Source organism: Klebsiella sp. PK01, from assembly GCF_057624675.1.
The window spans coordinates 132,154-156,134 of the sequence record NZ_JBYEZM010000003.1; the positions used below are offsets into that span (position 1 = coordinate 132,154).

Consider the following 23,981-nt stretch of genomic DNA (forward strand, 5'->3'; position numbering starts at 1 on the left):
AGTCACTTTTGACGAAATCAGGCCGCACAGGTGTCGGTTTCGACACTTGTCGACACTTCACAATTAATGGACCTGCGCCAGATGGCTTAAATCCACCGGCTGGTCGCGCTCCATGGCCTCATACAGACGGTCATAGACGGTGGCGATGATCGCCAGGTAGTGTTCCAGCACCGCTTCGCGGGAACGGTTACTGATGCGACCGTCAATTACGCCTTCCGCATCCAGCGTCGCCTGGGCGATCAGCCGTTTGTCATCGCCATTTTTGCTTTCTACGTAGTATTCGATGGTGTGGCTGTTAAAGCCTTCCGCCAGCGCGACATATACCTGAAAGTGGCCGAACAGCACGAAGCACAGCTCTTTGTCCGGCGCGCAGCTCATCGCGTGATGCAGACGCGCTTTCGACAGGGTGATGCCCTGAACCAGCGAGTTGCAGTAGGTGTGCCACTGCTCCTGATGCTGGCGGTGACGATCGGCGATGTAGTCCGCCTTTTCACTTAATTCCCAAATTGTCATCCCGGATCCTCCCGTTACATGAGATGCACCGGTTAAGCATTTTCCATGCCAATATTTATTTATTTGAATTTAAATGAATTATTAAAAACTCGCGCGCCATCACGACATGTCGATGACAGCCGCACGTCGTCGTCATCGACAGTTCCCCCACCGTTTATGGTCTCCTGGCATCGTTATTGCATATAGCCGCCATAGTATTAACGGAGGCCAACATGCACGAAATCACGCTAAGCCAGCGGGCGCTGGAAATTATTGAGCAACAGGCGCGGCAAAACGGCGCGCGCCGGGTCACCGGCGTGTGGCTGAAGGTCGGCGCGTTTTCCTGCGTGGAGGCCAGCGCCCTCACCTTCTGTTTTGAACTGGTGTGCCGCGGCACGCTGGCGGAAGGCTGCGCGCTGCACATTGCCGAACAACAGGCCGAATGCTGGTGTGAACGCTGTCAGCAGTATGTGCATCTTGTCTCTCAGCACGTCCGCCGCTGCCCGCACTGCGATAACGACCAGTTGCAGATCGTGGCGGATGATGGCTTACAGATTCAGCGTTTAGAATTGGAGTAAAAGATTATGTGTACGACATGCGGCTGCGGAGAAGGCAACCTTTATATCGAAGGCGATGAACATAACCCGCACTCGGCGTTTCGCAGCGCCCCCTTCGCCCCCGCCCCGCGCCAGACCATGACCATCACCGGCGTGAAAACCGATAACTTTGCCCCGACCCGCAGCGCGCAAGGCGATCTGCATTACGGCCACGGCGAAGCGGGTACCCACGCGCCGGGGCAAAGCCAGCGGCGGATGCTGGAAGTCGAAATCGACGTGCTGGATAAAAACAATCGCCTGGCGGCACGCAACCGCGCGCGCTTCGCGGCGAACAATCAACTGGTGCTGAATCTGGTCTCCAGCCCCGGCTCCGGTAAAACCACCCTGCTCACCGAAACCCTGACCCGCCTGAAAGGCATCGTCGACTGCGCGGTCATTGAAGGCGATCAGCAGACGGTCAACGATGCCGCGCGTATCCGCGCCACCGGCACGCCGGCGATTCAGGTCAATACCGGCAAGGGCTGCCATCTCGATGCGCAAATGATTGCCGACGCCTCTGCGCGTCTGCCGGCTGGCGATAACGGCATTCTGTTTATCGAAAACGTCGGCAACCTGGTCTGCCCGGCCAGCTTCGACCTTGGCGAACGTCATAAAGTGGCGGTGCTGTCGGTCACCGAAGGGGAAGATAAACCGCTGAAGTATCCGCATATGTTTGCCGCCGCCAGCCTGATGCTGCTCAACAAAGTCGACCTGCTGCCGTACCTTAACTTTGACGTTGAGAAATGCCTCGCCTGCGCGCGGGAAGTGAATCCGCATATCGAGATTATTTTGCTCTCCGCCACCAGCGGCGAAGGCATGGACCAGTGGCTTAACTGGCTGGAGACGCAGCGATGTGCATAGGCATTCCGGGGCAAATTCGCACGATTGACGGCGTGATGGCAAAGGTTGAAGTGTGCGGCATTCAGCGCGAAGTCGATCTAACGCTGGTCGGCGCCGTCGATGAACAGGGCCAGCCGCGCATCGGCCAGTGGGTGCTGGTACACGTCGGGTTCGCCATGAGCGTGATTAACGAAGCCGAAGCGCGCGATACCCTCGAGGCGCTGCAAAACATGTTCGAGGTGGAACCGGACGTCGGCGCGCTGCTGTACGGCGAGGAGCGATAATGCGTTTTGTTGATGAATACCGCGCGCCGGAGCAGGTGCTGCAGCTGGTCGAACATCTGCAGCAGCGCGCCCGGCTGCTGGACTACAGTGAAGCCCGCCCGCTGCGGATGATGGAGGTCTGCGGCGGCCATACCCACGCCATCTTTAAATTCGGCCTCGACCAGCTATTACCGAAGAATATTGAATTTATTCACGGCCCCGGCTGCCCGGTGTGCGTCCTGCCGATGGGCCGCATTGACGCGTGTATCGAGATAGCCAGCCGCCCGGAGGTGATTTTCTGCACCTTTGGCGATGCGATGCGCGTGCCGGGAAAAAACGGGTCGCTGCTGCAGGCGAAGAGTCGCGGCGCCGATGTGCGAATCGTTTACTCGCCGATGGACGCCCTGCGGCTGGCGCAGCAGAATCCGCAGCGCGAGGTGGTTTTTTTTGGTCTCGGTTTCGAAACCACCATGCCCGCCACCGCGCTGACGCTGCGTCAGGCCCGCGAGCGCAACGTCGACAACTTCTACTTTTTCTGTCAGCACATCACCTTGCTGCCGACGCTGCGCAGCCTGCTGGACCAGCCGGACAACGGTATCGATGCGTTTCTCGCCCCCGGCCATGTCAGTATGGTGATTGGCACCGACGCCTACGGTTTCATCGCCAGCGACTATCATCGGCCATTAGTCGTTGCTGGATTTGAACCACTTGATCTACTGCAAGGCGTGATCATGCTGGTTGAGCAGAAAATAGCGCAGCGCAGTCAGGTAGAGAATCAGTACCGTCGCGTGGTGCCGGATGCCGGTAACGCGCTGGCGCAGGCGGCAATCGCAGAGGTCTTTTGCCTGAGCGGCGATAGCGAATGGCGCGGCCTGGGGACGATCAACGATTCCGGCGTTTGCCTGACGCCAGATTATCAACGCTTTGACGCCGAGGCCCATTTCCGCCCGGCGCCGCAGCGCGTTTGCGACGACCCGCGCGCCCGCTGCGGTGAAGTGCTGACCGGGCGTTGTAAACCACACCAGTGCCCGCTGTTTGGTCGCGTCTGCAACCCGCAGAGCGCCTTTGGCGCGCTGATGGTCTCCTCAGAGGGCGCCTGCGCCGCCTGGTATCAATATCGCAGTCAGGAAAATAAAGCATGAAAAGCATTCAGTTAGCTCACGGTAGCGGCGGTCAGGCGATGCAGCAACTCATTGGCGAGCTGTTTATGCAGGCCTTCGCCAACCCCTGGCTGGCCGAACAGGAAGATCAGGCGCGTTTAGATCTCGCCGGGCTTGCCGCCCAGGGCGATCGGCTGGCCTTCTCAACGGACAGCTACGTCATTGATCCGTTATTTTTCCCCGGCGGCGATATCGGCAAACTGGCAATTTGCGGCACCGCCAACGACGTCGCGGTCAGCGGCGCCGTGCCACGCTATCTCTCCTGCGGGTTTATTCTCGAAGAGGGGCTGGAGATGGCGACGCTGGAAGCGGTGGTGCGCAGCATGGCAACTACCGCTCAGCAAGCTGGAATTGCCATTGTGACCGGCGATACCAAAGTGGTGCCGCGCGGCGCGGCAGATAAAATATTCATCAATACCGCCGGTATTGGCGCCATCCCCGGCGATATTCACTGGGGAGCGCAGCAGATTAGCGCCGGCGATGTGCTGCTGGTCAGCGGCACGCTCGGCGATCACGGCGCCACCATTCTTAACCTGCGCGAACAGCTGGGGCTGGACGGCGCATTATCCAGCGACTGCGCGGTGCTGACGCCGCTTATCCAGACCCTGCGCGAGATTCCGGGCATCAAAGCGCTGCGCGACGCCACCCGCGGCGGCGTCAACGCGGTGGCGCACGAGTTTACCGCCGCCAGCGGCTGCGGTATCGAGCTGCATGAAGCGAAGCTGCCGGTCAACGATACGGTGCGCGGCGTTTGCGAACTGCTGGGGCTCGACGCCCTGAATTTCGCCAACGAAGGTAAACTGGTGATTGCCGTCGCCAGAGAAGCCGCGCCGCGCGTACTTGAGCATTTACGGTCTCACCCGCTCGGGCAGTATGCCGCGATAATTGGCGACGTTGTCGAGCGCGCCGGCGTGCGCTCCGTTGGGTTATATGGCGTTAAACGCACGCTCGATCTTCCCCACGCCGAGCCGCTGCCGAGAATTTGCTAACCACTGACCGGCCGGAGGGCGGCAGCCGCCTTATCCTGGCGACGTCAAAGCGGCAACAATTGTTTTATTAACAGACTATTATTTGATTCATCTCTTTATTCTGCGCCGCGCTGCGGCGCTTTTTGGACTTAAGCAATGTCGTATACATCAATGGGCGATCTCGGGCAGCAGGGTCTGTTTGATATCACCCGTATTTTATTACAGCAGCCCGATCTGGCCGCGCTGAGCGAAACGCTAACCCGTCTGGTGCAGCAATCCGCGCTTGCCGACCGGGCGGCGATTATCTTGTGGAACCACGGCAACCATCGCGCCGCCAGGTACGCCTGCGACGACGCCGGGCAGCCGGCAAGCTACGAAGATGAAACCGTACTGGCTCACGGCCCGGTACGCCGCCTGCTGTCGCGCCCCGACGCGCTACATTGCGACAACGCGACCTTCGCCGAAACCTGGCCGCAGCTGGCCGCCAGCGGCATTTACCCGGAATTCGGCTACTACTGCCTGCTGCCGCTGGCGGCAGAAGGCCGCATCTTCGGCGGTTGTGAGTTCATCCGCGACGACAACCGGCCATGGAGCGAAAAAGAGTACCAGCGCCTGCATACTTTCGCGCAGATTGTCGCCGTCGTCACCGAGCAGATCCAAAACCGGGTCAGCAACAATGTCGATTACGACCTCCTGTGCCACGAGCGCGATAACTTCCGCATCCTGGTGGCCATCACCAACGCCGTCCTGTCGCGCCTCGATATTGACGAGCTGGTCAGCGAGGTGGCGAAAGAGATCCACCGCTATTTCCGCATCGACGCGATCAGCGTGGTGCTGCGCAGCAACCGCAAAGGCAAGCTCAATATCTACTCCACCCACTATCTCGACGCCAGCCATCCGGTCCACGACCAAAGCGAAGTCGATGAAGCCGGCACGCTAACCGAGCGGGTGTTTAAGAGCAAAGAGATGCTGTTGCTCAATCTGCATGAGCACGACTCGCTGGCGCCGTATGAGAAAATGCTCTTCGAGATGTGGGATAACCAGATCCAGACTCTGTGCCTGTTGCCGCTCATGTCCGGTAATACGCTGCTCGGGGTGCTGAAGCTGGCGCAGTGCGATGAGCAGGTGTTTACCACTACTAACCTTAAACTGCTGCGGCAAATCGCCGAGCGCGTATCGATAGCTATCGATAATGCCCTCGCCTATCGCGAAATCCAGCGGCTGAAAGAACGGCTGGTGGATGAAAACCTGGCGCTCACCGAACAGCTCAACAACGTCGAAAGCGAGTTTGGCGAAATCATCGGTCGCAGCGAAGCGATGCACAGCGTGCTCAAGCAGGTGGAGATGGTGGCGCAGAGCGACAGTACGGTGCTGATTCTCGGTGAAACCGGCACCGGTAAGGAACTGATTGCCCGCGCTATTCATAACCTGAGCGGGCGCAACGGCCGACGGATGGTGAAAATGAACTGCGCGGCGATGCCCGCGGGCCTGCTGGAAAGCGATCTGTTCGGCCACGAGCGCGGCGCTTTTACCGGCGCCAGCGCCCAGCGCATCGGCCGTTTCGAACTAGCGGACAAAAGCTCGCTGTTCCTCGATGAGGTCGGTGATATGCCGCTGGAACTGCAGCCGAAGCTGCTGCGCGTTCTCCAGGAGCAGGAATTCGAACGTCTGGGCAGCAATAAACTGATTCAGACCGATGTACGGCTGATCGCCGCCACCAACCGCGATCTCAAACAGATGGTTATCGATCGTGAATTCCGCAGCGATCTTTACTATCGGCTCAATGTGTTCCCGATCCACCTGCCGCCGCTGCGCGAACGGCCGGACGATATTCCGCTGCTGGTGAAAGCGTTCACCTTCAAAATCGCCCGCCGTCTGGGGCGCAACATCGACAGTATTCCGGCGGAGACCCTGCGTACGCTTTCGCGCATGGAGTGGCCGGGCAACGTGCGCGAGCTGGAAAACGTCGTCGAGCGCGCGGTGTTGTTAACCCGCGGCAACGTACTGCAACTGTCGCTGCCGGAAATGCATATTGAACAGGAGACGCTGGCGCCGGAAGTGCTGCCGGAGGAAGGCGAAGATGAATATCAGCTGATCGTCCGGGTATTGAAAGAGAGCAACGGCGTGGTGGCCGGGCCAAAAGGCGCCGCCCAGCGCCTGGGGCTCAAGCGCACGACGCTGCTGTCGCGCATGAAGCGTTTAGGCATTAATAAGGATCGGTTAGTCTAGCCCGGCGATATGTCTCTCATGGCGTAGGGATTTTCCCGGAGGCGGCGCATTGCGCCTTCTCCGGGCTACCAAATCGCACAGGACCGTAGGTCGGATAAGCATCGCGCCATCCGACAAAATAACGGCACAACCGCTTGCGCTCTCCCCGGTGGCGCTTACGCTTACCGGGGCTACCAAATCGCGCATGGACCGTAGGTCGGATAAGCGTAGCGCCATCCGACAAAATAACGGCGCGACCAATCGAATACCTGACCGCCTTGGGTTAAACCCCCTCACAATCCTTCTCAACCTAATCATTACCCCAACATCTAAATAAGAATTATTTTCATTTATAAATAGCTTGTGCTATATAACATAGCAAAGGCTATAAACGATGATTAATTAATCGCAATACTGTGAGGGATCCTATGCCGCATCTGCCGCCGTTCAAGCACCTGTTGTTCTCCGCCGCATTAGCGCTGCTTGCCATCGCCCCCGCTCAGGCGCAAGAAAAATTCAAAGTCATTACCACCTTCACCGTGATCGCCGATATGGCGCAGAACGTCGCCGGCGACGCCGCTGACGTCAGCTCAATCACCAAACCGGGCGCGGAAATTCACGAATATCAGCCGACGCCGGGCGACATCAAACGCGCGCAGGGGGCGAAGCTCATTCTCGCCAACGGTCTCAACCTCGAACTGTGGTTCGCCCGTTTTTATCAGCACCTGAACGGCGTACCGGAAGTGGTGGTCAGCAACGGTATTCAGCCGATGGGCATCAGCGATGGCCCGTACAACGGCAAGCCCAACCCGCACGCCTGGATGTCGGCGGATAATGCGCTGATCTACGTCGATAATATTCGCGATGCGCTGGTGAAATACGATCCCGTCAATGCCGACACCTATCGCCGTAACGCCGAGGCCTACAAAGATAAAATCCGCCAGACCATGGCGCCGCTGAAGGCCGAACTGGCGAAACTGCCGGCAGACAAACGCTGGCTGGTCACCAGCGAAGGCGCATTCTCCTATCTGGCGCGCGATAACGGCCTGCAGGAGCGTTATCTATGGCCGATTAACGCCGACCAGCAGGGCACGCCGCAGCAGGTGCGCAAAACCATCGACACCATGAAGAAGGAGCATATCCCGACCATCTTCAGTGAAAGCACCATCTCCGACAAACCGGCGCGACAGGTCGCCCGTGAAGCCGGCGCCCACTATGGCGGCGTACTGTATGTCGACTCACTGAGCGCCGCCGACGGCCCGGTGCCGACCTATCTTGACCTGCTGCGCGTCACCACCGAAACCATCGTCAAAGGGATCAACGATGGCCTGAGGAAACAGTCATGATTGCGCCACAAGCGGGACTTATCGTCGACCAGGTCACGGTGACCTATCGCAACGGCCACACCGCCCTTCGCGATGCAACGTTCAGCGTACCGCGCGGATCGATTGCCGCGCTGGTGGGGGTCAACGGTTCCGGTAAATCGACGTTGTTCAAAGCGCTGATGGGCTTCGTGCGCGTCGGCCACGGCGATATCGCCATTCTCGGCCAGCCGGTCAACCGCGCGCTCCGGCAAAACCTTGTCGCCTACGTACCGCAATCGGAAGAGGTGGACTGGTCCTTTCCGGTGCTGGTGGAAGATGTGGTGATGATGGGCCGCTATGGCCATATGGGCTGGCTGCGGCGGGCGAAGCCCCGCGACCGGCAGATTGTCGATGCCGCGCTGGCCCGCGTAGGGATGAGCGAATACCGCGAAAGGCAAATTGGCGAGCTCTCCGGCGGGCAGAAAAAGCGCGTGTTCCTCGCCCGCGCCATTGCTCAGGAAGGCAAAGTGATCCTGCTCGATGAGCCGTTTACCGGCGTCGATGTGCAGACCGAAGCGCGGATCATCACCCTGCTGCGAGAACTGCGCGACGAAGGCTGTACCATGCTGGTCTCTACCCATAACCTCGGTTCAGTCAGCGAATTTTGCGATTACACGGTGATGGTGAAAGGCACCGTGCTGGCCAGCGGCCCGACGGAGACCACCTTCACCGCCGAGAACCTGGAACTGGCCTTCAGCGGCGTGTTGCGTCACGTCACACTCACCGGTGCGGAAGAACGCATTATTACCGACGATGAGCGGCCGTTTATCAGCCATCGCGCGGCGGGGGGCCAACGATGAGCTGGCTGCTGGAGCCGTTTGGCTATCAATACATGCTCAACGCGATGTGGGTCTCGGCATTAGTCGGCGGCGTCTGCGCCTTTCTCTCCTGCTACCTGATGCTCAAAGGCTGGTCGCTGATTGGCGACGCCCTCTCCCACTCGATCGTTCCCGGCGTCGCCGGCGCTTATATGCTCGGCCTGCCCTTTGCGCTCGGCGCGTTTCTCTCCGGCGGCCTGGCGGCAGGCAGCATGCTGTTTCTTAACCAGCGTTCGCGGCTTAAAGAGGACGCCATCATCGGGCTGATTTTCTCATCGTTTTTCGGCATCGGCCTGTTTATGGTGTCGCTGAATCCGACCTCGGTGAACATTCAAACCATTATTCTCGGCAACATTCTCGCCATCGCTCCGGAGGATATTATCCAGTTGGCGGCGATTGGCTTTATTTCGATGGCGATCCTGTTGCTGAAGTGGAAAGACCTGATGGTCACCTTCTTCGATGAGAACCATGCCCGCTCAATTGGCCTTAACACCAGCGGCCTGAAGCTGCTGTTCTTCACTCTGTTGGCTGCCTGCACCGTGGCGGCGCTGCAAACCGTCGGCGCGTTTCTGGTCATCTGTCTGGTCGTGACGCCCGGCGCCACCGCCTGGCTGTTAACCGACCGCTTCCCGCGTCTGCTGGCCATTGCCGTCGCTATCGGCAGCCTGACCAGCTTCTTCGGCGCGTGGCTGAGCTACTATCTTGATGGTGCCACCGGCGGCATCATCGTGGTGGCGCAGACGCTGCTGTTCTTAGCCACCTTTGTCTTCGCGCCGAAGCACGGCCTGCTGGCCAACCGCCGCCGCGCCAGGGAGGCCTCATGCTAACGATGCTCCTTGAACCATTACAGTTTCCGTTTATGGTCAACGCGATGCTGGTGGCGACGATCGTCGCCGTCCCCTGCGCGCTGCTGTCGGTATTTCTGGTGTTAAAAGGCTGGGCGCTGATGGGTGATGCCATGAGCCACGCGGTGTTTCCCGGCGTGGTGGTGGCCTACATTATCGGCATCCCCTTCGCCATCGGCGCGTTTATTGCCGGCTTATTTTGCGCCGTCGCCACCGGTTTTCTCGACGATAATAGCCGCATCAAACGCGATACCATTATGGGGATCGTCTTCTCGGGGATGTTCGGCGCCGGGCTGGTGCTGTACGTGGCGATTCAATCCGAGGTCCATCTCGACCATATTCTGTTTGGCGATATGCTGGGAATATCCGCCAGCGATATCGGGCAAACGGCGGTGATTGCGCTGGCGATTGCGCTGATTATCGGGCTAAAGTGGCGCGATTTTTTACTGCACGCTTTTGATCCGAATCAGGCCAAAGCCAGCGGCCTGCGCTGCGGGCTGCTGCATTATGGCCTGCTTTGCATGATCGCGCTGACTATCGTCGCGACGTTAAAGTCGGTGGGGATTATTCTGTCGATTTCGCTGCTGATAGCGCCCGGCGCTATCGCTCTGCTGCTGACGCGGCGCTTTGTCAGCGCATTATTGCTGGCAACGGTAATCGCCGTGGGCTGTTCGCTGGCGGGCGTCTGGCTGTCGTTTTATCTCGATAGCGCGCCGGCGCCAACCATCGTGGTGCTGTTTACCGCGCTGTTCGTGCTGGCCTTTGTCGCCAGCACGATCCGTGACGGCCAGAAACAGAAGGCGTCAGCAACGCTCTCCGGTAGCGGCTAACGCCAGCATGAATGCCAGGAGCTGTAGCCCTGCTAAACGCAGCGCGAGCAGGGAGAATTGTCGGATGGCGCTACGCTTATCCGACCTACAGTCCGTGCGGCCTGCCTTTAATTTATTCACCATGCTGGCTGAAACTGTCGGTGTTGGCGATCTCAAAACCCCCGGTGGCGCTGCCGCTTACCGGGGCTACAGCGCTGTGCGATTTGGTAGCCCGGAGAAGGCGCAACGCGCCGCGTCCGGGAGAACCCCTTAAAAAAGTTGCCAACCGATAACAGTATCTACGCTCCTTCAACCGCGATCCCCGGTGGCGGCGAAGCGCAGCGCAAGCCGGGGAAAGGCCGCTATTTTTTCGGCCGGTATTTTTCCGACAGCTCCGGCACCGGCCGCCTGTCGTCAATCAGGTGACGAATGGTCAGAATCGGATGCCGCCAGAGCATCCGCGGCCCGGCCCAGCGCATGATCTGCTTCATCTCTTCCCGCTTCGCCGGTTGATAGCAGTGTACCGGACACTGTTTACAGGCCGGCTTCTCTTCGCCAAATACGCACTTATCCAGGCGCTTGTCGGCGTAGGTATTGAGCGCCTGGTAATGTTCACCCTCGTCACGAGCGTCCGGGCAGCGGCGTTGATACAGCCGAATCATACAACTGATAGTCTTTTTTTCACGGTCGATGCGCTTACCCATGCCACAGCCTCAAGCCAATAAGATGCATTCATTATATACCTTTGTATCTATCAGGGCATCTCACTGCTTCAGATGCTGAATTAGCTGCAGCGCGGCTCCGGATAACACGCCAAAATGGCTCCAGGCATAGAAATCTCTGACAAACACGCTGCCTTCCGCTTCCAGCGGGCGCAACAATCCAAGCTTCTCTTCCAGTCGATAGACGGGGGCGGGCATTGACGTTAAAAGGTCGCTCTCAGCGATAAAGGATTTTATCGCCGCGGATGAAGCGCACTCGATAATCGGAACCGGACAGGGCAGCTGATGCGAGCGAAAAATATCTTCGAGGATAAGCATCGGCGTGCTTAACGGCGGCGGCATGATCCACGGATAATCCAGCATCGCCGCAAGCGACAGGCGCTTGTCTTTTTGCAGCGGATGGTCTGGCCTTGAAATGATACAAATACGGTCCTGCCAGTTAATTTTTCCGCGAACCACGATTTTATCGTCGTGGGGCAAGGGCCCGCAAAGGGCGATATCTATTTCATGCATCAGCAGCAGTTTAAATAACTCTGAGTCAATGCGGTCGAAGATTTTGATATGTATCCGGGGATGGCTTTTATGAAAGGCGGCTAATTTATCAATAAAGTGGCTGGTTAACAGGCTGGATACGCAGCCGATTCTCAAAATCCCCTTGCCCGCTCCGCGGATCAGCGCCATCTCCTCTCTGGCCTTGTTCTCCGTGTTCAACATTGTCATGGCATAGGGTAAAAACGCGCTGCCATACTCGCTTAACGCCATTCCATGCTTGTGCCGTTCAAATAAGGTGGCATTCAGATCCTCTTCCAGGGACAGCAACAATCGGCTGAGTCCGGATTGCGTAATCCCCATTTTCTCCGCTGCCAGGGTCATATTCCCTTCGCTGGCGACGGTCAGAAAGGCTTGTATCTGTTTAATTTTCATAGCCATGACAATTACTCATTGAACGGATTGTTTTTACATTTCCCCCTCGCTTCTTTTTGCGTCAAAAATGCAGTAGTCAAGGAAAATCAATATTGCAACAGCGGCGAATTTCCAGGGGGGAATCATTCTCAATATTTATAGTTCAACACTCTGTCTCTAACAATAATTTATAATGAGAATACATCACTATGACACAGAACAACATTCTATTAATTCTTGGCGCTATATTACCCGTTATCATTACCGTTCTCATTGGCTATATCAGCGGTAAACGTAAAGACTTCAATTGGCAACAGGCTGGTGATATTAATAAAATTGTAATGCTGTATGCTTTACCACTGAGTATTTTCAGTAATATGGTCATGACGCCGCGGCATATCGTGATGAGCATGGGCCCTGTCGCCATCGCCATTATCCTTGCGCTAATTCTGAGTTTTGTTATTCCTTTAGTTATTGCCCGTTATATCTGCAAACGCTCCCTGGCGCTCAGTACTTTACAGGCTCTGGCCATCGGCTCGCCGGCCGTTCCCTTCATTGGCACCTCGGTACTGGCTTTTTTATTCGGCACCGTCAGCGCCTCATTAATTACTGTTTCCAGTATTACGCAAAATGTCTTCCAGCTTCCGCTGGTGATGATTCTGATGTCCGTTGCAACGGGGGATAAAAGCCAGAATATCTCTTTTACCACGCGGGTGATCAACGCCATCAAGCAGCCGGTGGTATGGTCGCCGGTTGTCGCGCTGATATTAGTATTAATGGATATTCATATTCCTGAAACTGTATCAATGTCGCTAGGGCTGCTGGGTAAGGCCTCCGGCGGACTGGCGCTGTTTGCCGCAGGCATCGTGCTTTATACTCGCAGCATTGTCATCACCTCAGCCACCATTATTACCGTCATCGCTCGTAATATTCTGGTGCCCGGCGCCTGCTACCTCATTTTGTTAAAAATGGGTTTCAGCATGGAGCAAATAAAACAAGTGGTATTAACGATGGCGATTCCTGTGGGTTCGATCGCCATTATTATCGCCATGCAATATAAGTCCGGCGAGCAAGAAATGGCCTCGACCATGGCGCTAAGTATTATTACTTCCATCATTACGATGGGCGCATTTATTTTCCTGACCTTTTAATCACGGCGATAACATCGCGTTAATCCGGAGAGAATATGACTTCTATCACTGTATCGGCCGCTGAATTATTACTGCACCGGCTTCAGGCCCTCGACGTGGCCTATATTTTTATTAATTCGGGTACCGATTATCCCCCGGTTATTGAAGCGTGGGCCAAAATGCGCGCCACGGGACAACAGGTACCGGAGCTGGTGATATGTCCCCACGAGAACGCCGCCATCGGCATGGCCCACGGCTATTATCTCGGGAGCGGGAAAGTGCAGGCCGTCATGGTCCACACCAACGTAGGCCTGGCCAATGCCGCCTGCGGCGTTATCAATCTGGCCAACAGCAATATTCCGGTGCTGATTTTTGGCGGACGCACGCCGATTAGCGAGCATTCACACTTTGGTTGTCGCAACACGCCGATTGGCTACGGCCAGGAGATGCGCGATCAGGCGGCGCTCATTCGTGAGTCGGTGAAATGGGACTTCGAATTACGCATTGCCGATCAGGTCGGCGAGCATGTTGACAGAGCATGGGCGATAGCCCGTTCATTGCCAAAGGGGCCGGTGTATTTGAGCCTGCCCCGCGAGCCGCTATGCGAAACGTTCACCATCGATGAACAAGCGCTTTATGCCTCCCCCACCCAGCAGCCGGTCCGCTATGCGCCAACGCGGGCGGATATTGCCAGCGCCGCCGATGCGATAGCCAATGCCAGACAGCCGGTCATCTTCGCCCAGCGCGGCGCAAGAACGTCTGGTGGCTTTGCGCGGCTCAATACCCTGGTTAAGGAGTGGGCTATTCCGGTGGTGGAATACTGGGGTACTGAAGTCACCCTTAGCAGCGACAATCCTATGCTGGCCGGCAGCGATCCCAAAGGCTGGCTTTCCGCTGCCGACGTCATCATCATTATCGACTCACAGGCCCCGTGGATCATCGAAGAAAGCCGCTGCAACGAAAGCTGTAAGGTGATCCAGATCGGCCCCGATCCGCTTTTTTCCCGCTACCCCGTCCGCGGCTATCGCGCCGATATCAATCTGGCCGGAGAAACCGACGAGGTATTCGAACTTTTACAAGAGGCGCTCCAGCCGCTTGTGGCGGCGAAGCAACAGCAGGTGGCTGAACGTGAAAAGCATGTGCTTAGCCTGATACAACACGCGAAGGACCAACGTGAAGCCCTCCTCCACGCCGGCCAAAAAGGAGCGATTGGCAAACCCTGGCTGAGCTATTGCCTGGGTCAGCTTGCCAACCAACACCAGGGGAAGATCGTCTCCGAACTGACAACAATGCCGCAGTTTGCCGGCCTGACTCAGGCGGACAGTTATTACCAGGAAGCGCTGGCGGGCGGTCTGGGTGAAGCGTTGCCCATCGCCTTGGGGCTGCAGCTCGCCCGGCGGGGTGAGCTTATCATCGCCGCCGTGGGCGACGGCTCCTATCTCTTTGCCAATCCGGCGGTGTGCCACCACATCGCGGAAGTGATGAAGCTCCCCGTGCTGGTGGTGGTCGGCAACAATGGCGGCTGGGGAGCGGTGGCGGGCGGCACCCGGGCGCTCTATCCCGACGGCTATGCCGCTAAAATGAACGCTATCCCGGCCACCGCGTTCTCGTCGTCGCCAGATTTCGCCGCCCTCGCCGCCTCCAGCCGCGCGGCTGCGCTGACAGTTTCGTTGGCGGAAGATCTCCCCGGCGTACTGGAAGAGGCGGTATCCATTATCCGCACCCGCCGACAAAGCGTGCTGGTCAACGTTGAGCTAGGACGTTAATCACAGCCAGCCGTTTTAGACCTGCTTCCCGGCATTATCCACATGCCCCAGCGCTTTTTCCGGGAAGCAGACGTCTCTCACCCGCCGTTTCAGCTCGGCCGCATCCGGAAAACCGCCGTCCTGCTTGCGCTCCCAGATGAGCGCCTCATCGACGCTCACCGTAAAAATGCCGCCGGTACCGGGCACCAGCGTGACCGAAGCGATATCGGTACTAAAGGTATGCAGCAGCTCCTGGGCCATCCAGCTGGCGCGCAGCATCCAGTTGCATTGGGAACAGTAGGTTATGGTAACCGCCGCTTTATGAGTCATGTTGTGTTGCTCCCGTCCGAAGGAATGTAAACAAAATGCAGAATATACCCGTCAGACTGCAAGTTGCATGTGCGTTGGCTTCCTCGCTCACCCCAGTCACTTATTTGAGTAAGCTCCAGGGGATTCTCTGCGTCGCCGCCTGCCTGCAACTCGAATTATTTAGGGTATAGGTAAATATTTTGTTGCAAACGATAATACCTATCATTACCATTCGCAATTACTAAATCAGGAATACCACTGTCCGCCAGGGAAAACACGGACCAACCTGCACTCTGGAAGTAACGCGTGAGCCGATACTAATAATTATCAAGGCGTGGCTACTAATGTACAAATCGACTCAATCAGCAGCATGGCGTAAGAAAAGCCTGCTGGCGACTTCTCTGCTCGCAGCAATCGCGCAGAATGCCGCTATCGCGGCCGTGACCCAGGATAACACGACGGATAGCGCGGAACAGATGGTGGTGACCGCCCCGGCCCCACAGCTGAAAGCCGGCAGCGAGCACTCGGTGAGCGCGCAGGAACTGCAGGACAAAGGCGCCAACGACTTCGGCTCAATCATGCGCTATGAACCCCTCATCAGCGCCACCGGCGCCAGCGGCGGTTCCGGCAACGGTAAAAGCGGTTTCGATCGCGGCGGCTATACCGGCTACAACATCCGCGGTCTTGAAAGTAACCGCGTCGGCATCGATGTTGACGGCATTGCCCAGCCGAACGCCACCGGCCGCGGCTACGTCGGCCGTTCCGGCCTCAACACCTTTGGCATTGGCCGCGATTATATCGACCCCTATATGTACGGCAGCGTGGATATTCAGTCGGGCGCCACCTCAACCGAGACCGCTAACAGCTCAATCGGCGGCAACGTCTCCTTCCGCCCGAAATCGGCGGATGACTATCTGCGCCCGGACAAAACCAGCGCCTTTGGCTACCAGAGCGGCTACGACTCTTCCGACCGCAGTTGGCATAACGGCGTCACCGTCGCCGGCGGCGATGAAACGCTGCGCGGCATTTTCGTCTACAGCCGCCGCGATGGCCAGGAAACCGAGAACAACAGCGGTACCGTCGACGCTTACCCGGCAAACTGGCACTCTGACGCGTTTATGGCCTCCGGCATCTGGCAGCCGAACGATGAACATAAGTTCACCAGCACCTTCGACTACTATCACAAGACCAACCACAGCCACTTCGATTCGTGGGACTCCAGCGGTAACAGCGTGATCGGTACCGCCAACCAGACCAACCAGACGCGGCGCTGGGGGTTGAGCCTGAAGGACGACTGGACGCCGATGAACGATTACATCGACAGCGTCTCGACCAAGGTTTACTACCAGCATACCGAGGCTCACGACTGGACCTGGATGCCGGATAGCGTCACCCGCAAAATGCAGACGGTCAATTCCGACTACGATACCGATACCTGGGGCCTGCAGACCGCGCTCGCGAAAAGCATCGGCCGTCACGACCTGAGCGCCGGTTTTAATGCCAGCACGACCAAAACCCAGCGGCCGTTTAGCCAGTCGCCGATCCCCAGCGTCTACAGCGAAATTATGCAGCCGGAAGCAGACAGCCGCAGCTACACCCTCGGCGGCTACGTGCAGGATAAGATCAACTTCGATCTCGATAGCCACAATTTCGCGATTATTCCCGGCGTACGCGTGACGCATCAGTCGACTAAACCGGAAGATCTGTCCGATCTTAGCGCCAACAGCAGCGTGCTCACCGAATCGTCGGTGGCGAATCTGTATGGTAAAAACAGCGATACCCAAGTGCTGCCGTCACTGGCGTTCCAGTACGACATTACGCCGCGGCTGATGACCTATCTGCAGTACCAGCGCGGCGCGCAGTTCCCGAATGCCAGCCAGCTGTATGGTTCGTGGAACCTGGGCTCCAGCTATGCCGGCAGCCAGCAGTACGCGCTAATCGGCAACAACGATCTGAAAACCGAGACCAGCGACAATATCGAATGGGGTATCAAGGGCGAAGTCACCGAAGGCATCACCGTGCGTACCGCGCTGTTCTACAACAGCTATAAGAACTTTATCGCCTATACGCGTTATTCGCGCGCCAACAATCCGGGCAAATTCACTAACGTCCCGTCGAATATTTACACCATTTATCAAGCGGAAAACCGCGATAAAGCCTATATCTACGGCGGCGAGATCAGCACTAAGTTTAACTTCGGCACCTGGTTTGAGCAGGTCGATGGCCTGAGCGCCACCCTCGCCTGGGGCTATAGCGAAGGGAAATCGAAATCCAGCTACTACGGCGATAAATACGTCGACCTCGACAGCGTCGCGCCGATGAAAGCGATCGTCGGCGTGGCGTGGGACGATCCGGCTAAGCGCTACGGTACGGCGCTGACCGCCACCTTTGTTAAGGGCAAACAGGCCACCGCCACCAGCCGCGAGAGCTACAACAACACCGGCTCCGCCATCGCCGACTCCAGCACCGAATATATGCGCGTGCCGGGCTACGGCATGCTGGACTGGACCGCTTACTGGCAGGTGGCGAAGAACGTTCGTCTCAACGGCGGGGTTTACAACATTACCGACCGTAAATACTGGGATTACCTGAGCAGCCGCAACATCGAGACCAGTACTAATCAGGATGCCAACGATAAAGCGCTGGCTGTGATGCCCGGAAGGACCTGGCAACTGGGCGTGAATATCGATTTCTGATCGCCCGAATAATAACAAACCTGCACCCCGGCCCGCGGGCCGGGGATATTCATCGTAGAGAAGGATGTGGATTATGCAAAACGCACACGACGATCTGTGGCAGCGCTACCAGGCCACCAAAGCCCGCTCCACCGCCAAATATGCCCGCGACATCGCCGCAGAGATGGGAATTAGCGAAGCCGAATTAACCGCCGCGCGCGTTGGTCACGATGCCGTGCGTCTACACGACGACGTACGGGCGATTATCGCCGCCCTGGAGAGCGTCGGCGAAACCAAATGCATCTGCCGCAACGAATACGCGGTGCACGAGCAGGTCGGCGAATTTACCCATCAACACCTGAGCGGCCACGCCGGGCTGGTGCTCAACCCGCGGGCGCTCGACCTGCGCCTGTTCCTCAGCCAGTGGTCGAGCGTGTTCCACCTCAACGATAACGGCCGCCAGAGCATCCAGTTCTTCGACCCGCACGGCGACGCCCTGCTTAAGGTCTATGCCACCGGGCAAACCGATATGGCGGCATGGCAAACGCTGGTAGACAAATTCAGCGAGACGGCGCCCGGCGCGCTGACGATTCGCCCGGCCGATCGCGTGAAGTACGCCGACGCCGCCGACGCCGCGGCGCTGGAAAACGAGTGGCGCGCGATGACCGATGTGCACCAGTTCTTCGGTCTGCTGCGTAAACACAATCTTTCCCGTCAGCAGGCCTTCCGCCTGGTGAGCGACGATCTGGCCTGCCGCATCGACAATAATGCGCTGCCGGGACTGCTGGAAACGGTGCGCCAGGACGGCAATGAAATCATGATCTTCGTCGGCAACCGCGGCTGCGTGCAGATCTTCACCGGCGCGCTGGAAAAGCTGGCGCCGATGCGCGGCTGGATCAACATCTTCAACAGCGCCTTCACCCTACATCTGCGCGAAGACAGCGTGGATGAAATCTGGGTCACCCGTAAACCGACCTCCGATGGCCACGTGACCAGCGTCGAACTGTTTGCCAAAGACGGTACGCAAATCGCTCAACTGTACGGCCAGCGCAGCGAAGGCCACCCGGAGCAAGAACAGTGGCGCGCGCAGGTGGCGCGTCTGTGTGCGGAAGGGCAGCCGGCATGAAACGTTGGGGAATACTGCTTGCCGCACTGCCGCTGTTCGCCAGCGCGGCCGCCGAACGGGTGATTTCCCTCGGCGGCGACGTTACCGAAATCGTCTACGCGCTGAACGCCGGGCAGCAACTGGTGGCGAAGGACAGCACCAGCACCTGGCCTGCCGCCGCGCAAAAGCTACCGGACGTCGGCTATCTACGGCAATTAAGCGCCGAGGGGATCCTCTCCTTACGCCCGCAGCTGGTACTGGCCAGCGCGCAGGCGCAGCCGTCGCTGGTGCTGCAGAAAGTGCAGGAAAACCAGGTTAAGGTCGTCAACGTGCCGGGCGGCGATAACCTTGCCGCTATCGATAACAAAATCGCCGTTATCGCCGAAGCATTAGATAAAACTCCGGCAGGCGACGTGCTGCGCCAGCAGGTCCGGCAGCAGATAGCCGCCCTTCCCACACGCCCTATCGCCAAACGGGTACTGTTTATCCTCAGCCACGGCGGAATGAACACCATGGTGGCCGGGCAGCACACCGCCGCCGATGGCGCGATTCGCGCCGCCGGGCTGCAAAATGCGATGCAGGGTTTCGACCATTATCGCGCGATGTCGCAGGAAGGGGTGGCCGCAAGCCAGGCGGATCTGGTGGTGATTTCCGCCGATGGCCTCAAAGGGATGGGCGGCGAAAGCGGGCTATGGAAACTGCCCGGTCTGGCGCAAACGCCGGCAGGCCGCCATAAACAGCTACTGGCGATCGACGATATGGCCCTGCTCGGCTTCGGCCCGCGTACGCCGCAGGCGATCCTCGAACTGCGGCAAAAAGCGGAGCAGTCACCCTGATGCGCCCTGCCCTCGTTCGCCATTTGCTGTTAATGGCGCTGCTGCTGGTCGTATTGACGCTCTACGCGACCACCCTCGGCGCAATGCGATTGCCATTGATCAACCTGCTACCCTCCGGCGATGAAATCCTGCGCCATATCTGGCTGACGATCCGTCTGCCGCGAGTGCTGCTGGCGCTGCTGGTCGGCGCCGCGCTGGCCCTGTCCGGCTGCGTGATGCAGGGGCTGTTTCGCAACCCGCTCGCCGATCCAGGTCTGCTGGGTATCAGCAGCGGCGCGGCGCTGGCGGTGGCCTGCTGGCTGGTGCTGCCGCTCAGCGTGCCGGCGCTGTTAGCCCTGTATATGCCGATGCTGGCGGCGTTTATCGGCAGCCTGGCGGTGATGGTGGTGATTTTTATCCTCAGCCGGGCAGGCGACGGTTCGCTGTCGCGGCTGCTGCTGGTGGGGATCGCCATCAACGCCTTATGCGGCGCGCTGGTCGGCGTGCTGGCGTGGCTAAGCAACGATGCTCAGCTACGCCAGCTGTCGCTGTGGGGAATGGGAAGCCTCGGCCAGGCCGAATGGCCGACGCTGCTGGTGGCGGCCAGCTTGATTATTCCGGCGTCAATAGCGGTGTGGCGGATGGCAACACGACTTAATCTGCTGCAACTCGGCGATGAAGAGGCGCACTATCTCGGCGTTAACGTGCGGGCGCTGCAGCGGCTGCTGTTGCTATGCAGCGCGGTACTGGTCGCCGCGGCGGTAGCGATAAGCGGCGTCATCGGCTTTATCGGCCTGGTGGTGCCGCATCTGATGCGACTGTGGCTGGGGGCGGACCACCGGGGTCTCATCCCCGGCTCGCTGCTGGCGGGCGCGATTCTGCTGCTGATTGCCGATACCCTGGCGCGCACCGTCGCCGCGCCGGCGGAGATGCCGGTGGGGCTGCTGACCAGCCTGCTCGGCGCGCCGTGGTTCCTGTGGCTGATATTTCGTCGGGAGAAACCAATCCATGGATAAAGACTATCTGGCGCAAGGTCTGTCGCTGCGGCTCGGCCAACGACAGGTGATTGACCAGGTTTCGCTGACGCTTCGCGGCGGCGAGATGACCGCGCTGATCGGCCCGAACGGCGCGGGAAAATCCACCCTGCTGCGGCTGCTAACCGGCTTCCTTACCCCGGACAGTGGCGAACGCATGATGGACGGCAAAGCGCTGGAGCGCTGGTCGCCGCAGGCGCTATCGCGCCGCCGGGCGGTGATGTTGCAGCGCACTCCACTCCAGGCCGACTGGACGGTGGAAACGGTTATCGCCATGGGGCGCTCGCCGTGGGAAGCGACCGCCAGTCCGCAGACTCTGCGCGATATTATGGTGGAAACCGGCTGCGATCATTTGCGCGGCAGGCGCTATCCGTCGCTTTCCGGCGGCGAGCAGCAGCGGGTACAGCTGGCCCGTTGCCTCGCCCAACTGTGGCAAAACGGCGCGCCGCAGGGCTGGCTGTTTCTGGATGAACCCACCTCGGCGCTGGATCTCTACTATCAACAGCATCTGCTGCGCCTGCTCAAACGACTGACCGCGAGCGGCCAGCTGCATGTCTGCGTGGTGCTGCACGATCTCAACCTCGCAGCCCTGTGGGCCGACCAGATTCTGCTGCTACACCAGGGACAGGTGGTCGCGCAGGGCACGCCGCGTCAGGTTATTCAGCAAGAAATCATTAGCCGTTGGTACGGGGCGGACGTGCGCCTCGGCCAGCACCCGGAAAAAGCGATTCCGCAGGTTTATCTGGCGCCCTGAACGCCACGCGCGGTCAGCTTAGCTGATGGCCGCGCGTTTGCATTTGATTAACCAACTGATATTAACAATATTGTTAAGTTACTCGCTGGAAGTTATGCTTTTATTTCTTACTGATGACGTTCCCTATGAAGAAGCACTCAAAATCATACTACTCGATGTAAATGATGGCGTGAAAGAAATATTGACGCTGGGTGGCGCGTACCTGACAGATTCGTTCACTGACCTGAAAATACATTCAAATTCAGTCGAGTTCAGCTTTATTGGCGATACGACATGGCGGGTTGAAATACCCTCAAGGCCCTTCATTCAGCTCCCATTCACCGGCGACCCGCGCGGCGTTTCACGTCCTCTGATGTTAAAACATTATATTAAAATCTGCGCTCACCCTGCACCTGCACGCTTCGATGGCAGCCGCTAATATTGTAAGTATCCCGGCAAACGAACCAATCTTCCAAAATGGGTAGAGGGGGCTGGTATTGAACACAAGAGAAAACAGACTAGAGTTCTGGCTAAATAGCTGTGTGAAATAGTACTCCACTTTTAACCAGCTTTTATGAAACAAGAGTTCTATCCATACCCTATCTGGTGAATTAATGTTGGCCCAGCATCAAGATCCCATTGTATTCAAATAGAAACATCAGCATCTGCAGGCGGACGTTTGTTGGGAGGATTACCGGGAGCGCTTTTGCTATACCGTTATTTCAATAATTCACGGGAGTTCAGAGATGCGATATCGGTATTCTTCAAACAGATGCTACCGGATATAGCAGGATCTCTTACATATCGAATTAACGATCACTTTCAGGTGCTTAAATCTGCGCCTTGAGGTTTATTGAGTATAGTTGTATAGTGGTTGCGCATTTGACTGTAAGGGATTTATTTCAAATGAACGTAATCGACAGTAGACTGATAATCTTCTCAACCCAAAAAAAATTCAATGACAGAAATGCCGATGATATGCAAAGCGGCGATATTGATGTTGACACACTAAAAAAGCATTATCATCTTGGGCAAGTATCAAATTTCATCGACTGGACAACTTTTGGTCCTTCCTATAAACACCCCTATCTGAATTCAATACAGCCCGTAAGCAGAGAAAAAGCCATTGCAATGCTATATGATGAGTTAAGATCGCAGTCGTATGTATTTTCTTTTCAGGGACCATACCAGGGTTTAATCAAAGATCTTTTCAATCATATGCAACGAAATAATGGAAGAGATTATCAAAATCCAGCAATGAATACTGCGTACAGAAATTTAATCCTGGCTGATAACTTCCCGAACAGCGCCAGAGCCATAATAAAAAGAGGCATCGAACAGTTTGATTTTAGCAAATAGAAACTGACCAAAGAAAATTTCACCAATGATCTATATAAAAGTCATTTACCCAAATACACAAGATGGAAAGACTGGGTTAATGGAATGGGTATTACCGTTCATGATGTAAACAGTACAGAGATTTCCATTGAGAGCCTCACTCTCGAAGGAAAAAAATACACTGCGGTTGTTAAATACAGGGCACAGGATCATTTTGGATTAGACAGAGAAGATATAATGAAAGCTAAATTCAATTCGATTGCCTTTTTTAGGATATGGTTTGTTCTGCAGCGTGCAAAGCATTTGGCTCAAAAACCATTCTTCACTAATTTTGAAGCCACAATAACACTGACAGGAGAAACCAATGTTCAAATATAAAAAAACCGTAACGACTGTAATTGTTTTAATCGTTGCATATTGCATATGACTGGCTGTCAGACCAACAAAAATTGTCAGAGTCGATAATAGTGCTGTTTTTGTAGAACACTTACCAATGACAACAGAAGGAAAACTAAAATGGTGGTTGAAAAACAAAGAGCTATTGCAGGAAAAATATCACATCATTAATAAACCGTATAACTTCACGGTTACCATCATGAGCTTTGATGGTTATGACGAATTACCTAAAGGAACAATGGACGGTTCTATCGATGATTATACCTGCTTTGATGATACTAATGGAAAGCATGAAAAATGTGTTTATAACAATATAGCTATAATTGTCAGAGGTCAACTTAAAGGAAAACAGTTCATAAACATTGACGGTAAAACATATATCCAGAAAGATGATGGGAAAATTGAATTACAATGAATATTGCTTTCCACACCTAACCATATATATTAAAATGAAACAATGAGAGTCTACTGTATTTCGAAGCATCGCCCAAAAATTGTTTAATCGTGCATTGTGGAGCGGTTGTGTTTAAGTATATAAATTGAAAAAAACAATCTATATACTCATAAAAGATTAATTAGGCACTGATACGAAGGTCGCAGGGCACGCTGCGTCAGGTTATCCAGCGAGAAATCATTAGCCGCGGTACGGCGCGGATGTGCGCCTCGGCCAGCACCCGGAAAAAGCGATTCCGCAGGTTTATCTGGCGCCCTGA

Annotated in this window: 23 protein-coding genes and 3 pseudogenes; 22 read left to right on the plus strand and 4 right to left on the minus strand. The window is 56.6% G+C overall.

The window, feature by feature from the left end:
* Nucleotides 1-63: 63 nt before the first annotated feature.
* Complete coding sequence (gene hycA, locus AC22LX_RS10260) at nucleotides 64-513, minus strand: formate hydrogenlyase regulator HycA (protein ID WP_015370024.1); 450 nt, start codon at nucleotides 511-513, stop codon at nucleotides 64-66.
* Between the two features lie 212 nt (nucleotides 514-725).
* Here hycA and hypA point away from each other — a divergent pair, with 212 nt between their 5' ends.
* The 10 genes from hypA (at nucleotide 726) to AC22LX_RS10310 (ending at nucleotide 10,384) form a co-directional block, all read left to right on the plus strand.
* Nucleotides 726-1,070, plus strand: coding sequence for a hydrogenase maturation nickel metallochaperone HypA (hypA, locus tag AC22LX_RS10265; RefSeq protein WP_015370023.1), 345 nt, complete (start codon nucleotides 726-728; stop codon nucleotides 1,068-1,070).
* Nucleotides 1,071-1,076: 6 nt separating this feature from the next.
* Nucleotides 1,077-1,949 carry a hydrogenase nickel incorporation protein HypB gene (gene hypB, locus AC22LX_RS10270; RefSeq protein WP_047044108.1) on the plus strand — a complete coding sequence of 291 codons (873 nt, stop codon included), beginning with the start codon at nucleotides 1,077-1,079 and terminating at the stop codon, nucleotides 1,947-1,949.
* Nucleotides 1,940-2,212 (plus strand): HypC/HybG/HupF family hydrogenase formation chaperone, encoded by a 273-nt coding sequence (locus tag AC22LX_RS10275; protein ID WP_015703264.1) that lies wholly within the window; start codon nucleotides 1,940-1,942, stop codon nucleotides 2,210-2,212. Before hypB ends, AC22LX_RS10275 begins: the two co-directional genes overlap by 10 nt.
* A complete protein-coding gene (hypD, locus tag AC22LX_RS10280) occupies nucleotides 2,212-3,333 on the plus strand; it encodes a hydrogenase formation protein HypD (protein ID WP_047044106.1) in 1,122 nt (373 codons plus the stop codon). Before AC22LX_RS10275 ends, hypD begins: the two co-directional genes overlap by 1 nt.
* On the plus strand, nucleotides 3,330-4,340 hold the full coding sequence (gene hypE, locus AC22LX_RS10285) for a hydrogenase expression/formation protein HypE (protein WP_063447789.1): 1,011 nt from the start codon (nucleotides 3,330-3,332) through the stop codon (nucleotides 4,338-4,340). The genes hypD and hypE overlap by 4 nt, the downstream gene beginning before the upstream one ends.
* A gap of 135 nt (nucleotides 4,341-4,475) precedes the next feature.
* Nucleotides 4,476-6,548 carry a formate hydrogenlyase transcriptional activator FlhA gene (gene flhA, locus AC22LX_RS10290; protein WP_045395375.1) on the plus strand — a complete coding sequence of 691 codons (2,073 nt, stop codon included), beginning with the start codon at nucleotides 4,476-4,478 and terminating at the stop codon, nucleotides 6,546-6,548.
* A 407-nt stretch (nucleotides 6,549-6,955) separates the two neighbouring features.
* Nucleotides 6,956-7,873: a metal ABC transporter substrate-binding protein gene (locus AC22LX_RS10295; RefSeq protein ID WP_045395373.1), complete on the plus strand. Its 918-nt coding sequence runs from the start codon at nucleotides 6,956-6,958 to the stop codon at nucleotides 7,871-7,873.
* Nucleotides 7,870-8,691 (plus strand): manganese/iron ABC transporter ATP-binding protein, encoded by an 822-nt coding sequence (locus AC22LX_RS10300; RefSeq protein WP_045395371.1) that lies wholly within the window; start codon nucleotides 7,870-7,872, stop codon nucleotides 8,689-8,691. The genes AC22LX_RS10295 and AC22LX_RS10300 overlap by 4 nt, the downstream gene beginning before the upstream one ends.
* Nucleotides 8,688-9,536 carry an iron/manganese ABC transporter permease subunit SitC gene (gene sitC / locus AC22LX_RS10305; protein ID WP_015370015.1) on the plus strand — a complete coding sequence of 283 codons (849 nt, stop codon included), beginning with the start codon at nucleotides 8,688-8,690 and terminating at the stop codon, nucleotides 9,534-9,536. The genes AC22LX_RS10300 and sitC overlap by 4 nt, the downstream gene beginning before the upstream one ends.
* Entirely contained in the window at nucleotides 9,530-10,384 is an 855-nt protein-coding gene (locus AC22LX_RS10310) for a metal ABC transporter permease (RefSeq protein ID WP_045395370.1), read from the plus strand. The genes sitC and AC22LX_RS10310 overlap by 7 nt, the downstream gene beginning before the upstream one ends.
* 341 nt (nucleotides 10,385-10,725) lie before the next feature.
* Here AC22LX_RS10310 and AC22LX_RS10315 read toward each other — a convergent pair whose 3' ends face one another.
* Both AC22LX_RS10315 and AC22LX_RS10320 read right to left on the minus strand, forming a co-directional pair.
* On the minus strand, nucleotides 10,726-11,067 hold the full coding sequence (locus tag AC22LX_RS10315) for a nitrous oxide-stimulated promoter family protein (RefSeq protein ID WP_063447787.1): 342 nt from the start codon (nucleotides 11,065-11,067) through the stop codon (nucleotides 10,726-10,728).
* Between the two features lie 60 nt (nucleotides 11,068-11,127).
* Nucleotides 11,128-12,015, minus strand: coding sequence for a LysR family transcriptional regulator (locus tag AC22LX_RS10320; protein WP_045395366.1), 888 nt, complete (start codon nucleotides 12,013-12,015; stop codon nucleotides 11,128-11,130).
* Nucleotides 12,016-12,197: 182 nt separating this feature from the next.
* Here AC22LX_RS10320 and AC22LX_RS10325 point away from each other — a divergent pair, with 182 nt between their 5' ends.
* Both AC22LX_RS10325 and AC22LX_RS10330 read left to right on the plus strand, forming a co-directional pair.
* Nucleotides 12,198-13,139 (plus strand): AEC family transporter, encoded by a 942-nt coding sequence (locus AC22LX_RS10325; protein ID WP_045395364.1) that lies wholly within the window; start codon nucleotides 12,198-12,200, stop codon nucleotides 13,137-13,139.
* A gap of 35 nt (nucleotides 13,140-13,174) precedes the next feature.
* Complete coding sequence (locus tag AC22LX_RS10330; protein WP_045395363.1) at nucleotides 13,175-14,884, plus strand: thiamine pyrophosphate-requiring protein; 1,710 nt, start codon at nucleotides 13,175-13,177, stop codon at nucleotides 14,882-14,884.
* A gap of 15 nt (nucleotides 14,885-14,899) precedes the next feature.
* On the opposite strand, the gene AC22LX_RS10335 is transcribed toward AC22LX_RS10330, so the two are convergent.
* Nucleotides 14,900-15,193 (minus strand): Rdx family protein, encoded by a 294-nt coding sequence (locus AC22LX_RS10335; RefSeq protein WP_045395362.1) that lies wholly within the window; start codon nucleotides 15,191-15,193, stop codon nucleotides 14,900-14,902.
* Between the two features lie 323 nt (nucleotides 15,194-15,516).
* On the opposite strand from AC22LX_RS10335, the gene AC22LX_RS10340 reads away from it, so the two are divergent.
* The 10 genes and pseudogenes from AC22LX_RS10340 to hmuV all read left to right on the plus strand — a co-directional run.
* Nucleotides 15,517-17,868, plus strand: a complete 2,352-nt coding sequence (locus AC22LX_RS10340; protein ID WP_045395361.1) for a TonB-dependent receptor domain-containing protein — start codon at nucleotides 15,517-15,519, stop codon at nucleotides 17,866-17,868.
* 73 nt (nucleotides 17,869-17,941) lie between these two features.
* Entirely contained in the window at nucleotides 17,942-18,973 is a 1,032-nt protein-coding gene (locus AC22LX_RS10345) for a hemin-degrading factor (RefSeq protein WP_045395360.1), read from the plus strand.
* Nucleotides 18,970-19,788, plus strand: a complete 819-nt coding sequence (locus AC22LX_RS10350; RefSeq protein WP_045395358.1) for a heme/hemin ABC transporter substrate-binding protein — start codon at nucleotides 18,970-18,972, stop codon at nucleotides 19,786-19,788. The genes AC22LX_RS10345 and AC22LX_RS10350 overlap by 4 nt, the downstream gene beginning before the upstream one ends.
* The gene (locus AC22LX_RS10355) at nucleotides 19,788-20,783 is read left to right on the plus strand and encodes a FecCD family ABC transporter permease (RefSeq protein ID WP_045395356.1); all 996 of its coding nucleotides are present in this window, start codon (nucleotides 19,788-19,790) and stop codon (nucleotides 20,781-20,783) included. Before AC22LX_RS10350 ends, AC22LX_RS10355 begins: the two co-directional genes overlap by 1 nt.
* On the plus strand, nucleotides 20,776-21,555 hold the full coding sequence (locus AC22LX_RS10360; protein ID WP_063447783.1) for a heme ABC transporter ATP-binding protein: 780 nt from the start codon (nucleotides 20,776-20,778) through the stop codon (nucleotides 21,553-21,555). The genes AC22LX_RS10355 and AC22LX_RS10360 overlap by 8 nt, the downstream gene beginning before the upstream one ends.
* A 25-nt stretch (nucleotides 21,556-21,580) precedes the next feature.
* Nucleotides 21,581-21,973 carry a hypothetical protein gene (locus tag AC22LX_RS10365; protein ID WP_487333971.1) on the plus strand — a complete coding sequence of 131 codons (393 nt, stop codon included), beginning with the start codon at nucleotides 21,581-21,583 and terminating at the stop codon, nucleotides 21,971-21,973.
* Between the two features lie 276 nt (nucleotides 21,974-22,249).
* Nucleotides 22,250-22,381, plus strand: a pseudogene (locus AC22LX_RS10370) (IS630 family transposase); the annotation flags it as partial.
* Between the two features lie 59 nt (nucleotides 22,382-22,440).
* Nucleotides 22,441-23,250 (plus strand): annotated as a pseudogene (locus AC22LX_RS10375) (DUF3289 family protein).
* A 49-nt stretch (nucleotides 23,251-23,299) separates the two neighbouring features.
* Nucleotides 23,300-23,683, plus strand: coding sequence for a DUF943 family protein (locus tag AC22LX_RS10380; protein ID WP_487334014.1), 384 nt, complete (start codon nucleotides 23,300-23,302; stop codon nucleotides 23,681-23,683).
* A gap of 185 nt (nucleotides 23,684-23,868) precedes the next feature.
* Nucleotides 23,869-23,981 (plus strand): annotated as a pseudogene (gene hmuV / locus AC22LX_RS10385) (heme ABC transporter ATP-binding protein); the annotation flags it as partial.

What these genes read in the sequence shown, in the direction of transcription:
- hycA (WP_015370024.1), bottom strand. Translation starts at nt 513, where the DNA reads ATGACAATTTGGGAATTAAGTGAAAAGGCGGACTACATCGCCGATCGT.
- hypA (WP_015370023.1), top strand. Translation starts at nt 726, where the DNA reads ATGCACGAAATCACGCTAAGCCAGCGGGCGCTGGAAATTATTGAGCAA.
- hypB (WP_047044108.1), top strand. Translation starts at nt 1,077, where the DNA reads ATGTGTACGACATGCGGCTGCGGAGAAGGCAACCTTTATATCGAAGGC.
- AC22LX_RS10275 (WP_015703264.1), top strand. Translation starts at nt 1,940, where the DNA reads ATGTGCATAGGCATTCCGGGGCAAATTCGCACGATTGACGGCGTGATG.
- hypD (WP_047044106.1), top strand. Translation starts at nt 2,212, where the DNA reads ATGCGTTTTGTTGATGAATACCGCGCGCCGGAGCAGGTGCTGCAGCTG.
- hypE (WP_063447789.1), top strand. Translation starts at nt 3,330, where the DNA reads ATGAAAAGCATTCAGTTAGCTCACGGTAGCGGCGGTCAGGCGATGCAG.
- flhA (WP_045395375.1), top strand. Translation starts at nt 4,476, where the DNA reads ATGTCGTATACATCAATGGGCGATCTCGGGCAGCAGGGTCTGTTTGAT.
- AC22LX_RS10295 (WP_045395373.1), top strand. Translation starts at nt 6,956, where the DNA reads ATGCCGCATCTGCCGCCGTTCAAGCACCTGTTGTTCTCCGCCGCATTA.
- AC22LX_RS10300 (WP_045395371.1), top strand. Translation starts at nt 7,870, where the DNA reads ATGATTGCGCCACAAGCGGGACTTATCGTCGACCAGGTCACGGTGACC.
- sitC (WP_015370015.1), top strand. Translation starts at nt 8,688, where the DNA reads ATGAGCTGGCTGCTGGAGCCGTTTGGCTATCAATACATGCTCAACGCG.
- AC22LX_RS10310 (WP_045395370.1), top strand. Translation starts at nt 9,530, where the DNA reads ATGCTAACGATGCTCCTTGAACCATTACAGTTTCCGTTTATGGTCAAC.
- AC22LX_RS10315 (WP_063447787.1), bottom strand. Translation starts at nt 11,067, where the DNA reads ATGGGTAAGCGCATCGACCGTGAAAAAAAGACTATCAGTTGTATGATT.
- AC22LX_RS10320 (WP_045395366.1), bottom strand. Translation starts at nt 12,015, where the DNA reads ATGGCTATGAAAATTAAACAGATACAAGCCTTTCTGACCGTCGCCAGC.
- AC22LX_RS10325 (WP_045395364.1), top strand. Translation starts at nt 12,198, where the DNA reads ATGACACAGAACAACATTCTATTAATTCTTGGCGCTATATTACCCGTT.
- AC22LX_RS10330 (WP_045395363.1), top strand. Translation starts at nt 13,175, where the DNA reads ATGACTTCTATCACTGTATCGGCCGCTGAATTATTACTGCACCGGCTT.
- AC22LX_RS10335 (WP_045395362.1), bottom strand. Translation starts at nt 15,193, where the DNA reads ATGACTCATAAAGCGGCGGTTACCATAACCTACTGTTCCCAATGCAAC.
- AC22LX_RS10340 (WP_045395361.1), top strand. Translation starts at nt 15,517, where the DNA reads ATGTACAAATCGACTCAATCAGCAGCATGGCGTAAGAAAAGCCTGCTG.
- AC22LX_RS10345 (WP_045395360.1), top strand. Translation starts at nt 17,942, where the DNA reads ATGCAAAACGCACACGACGATCTGTGGCAGCGCTACCAGGCCACCAAA.
- AC22LX_RS10350 (WP_045395358.1), top strand. Translation starts at nt 18,970, where the DNA reads ATGAAACGTTGGGGAATACTGCTTGCCGCACTGCCGCTGTTCGCCAGC.
- AC22LX_RS10355 (WP_045395356.1), top strand. Translation starts at nt 19,788, where the DNA reads ATGCGCCCTGCCCTCGTTCGCCATTTGCTGTTAATGGCGCTGCTGCTG.
- AC22LX_RS10360 (WP_063447783.1), top strand. Translation starts at nt 20,776, where the DNA reads ATGGATAAAGACTATCTGGCGCAAGGTCTGTCGCTGCGGCTCGGCCAA.
- AC22LX_RS10365 (WP_487333971.1), top strand. Translation starts at nt 21,581, where the DNA reads ATGGCCGCGCGTTTGCATTTGATTAACCAACTGATATTAACAATATTG.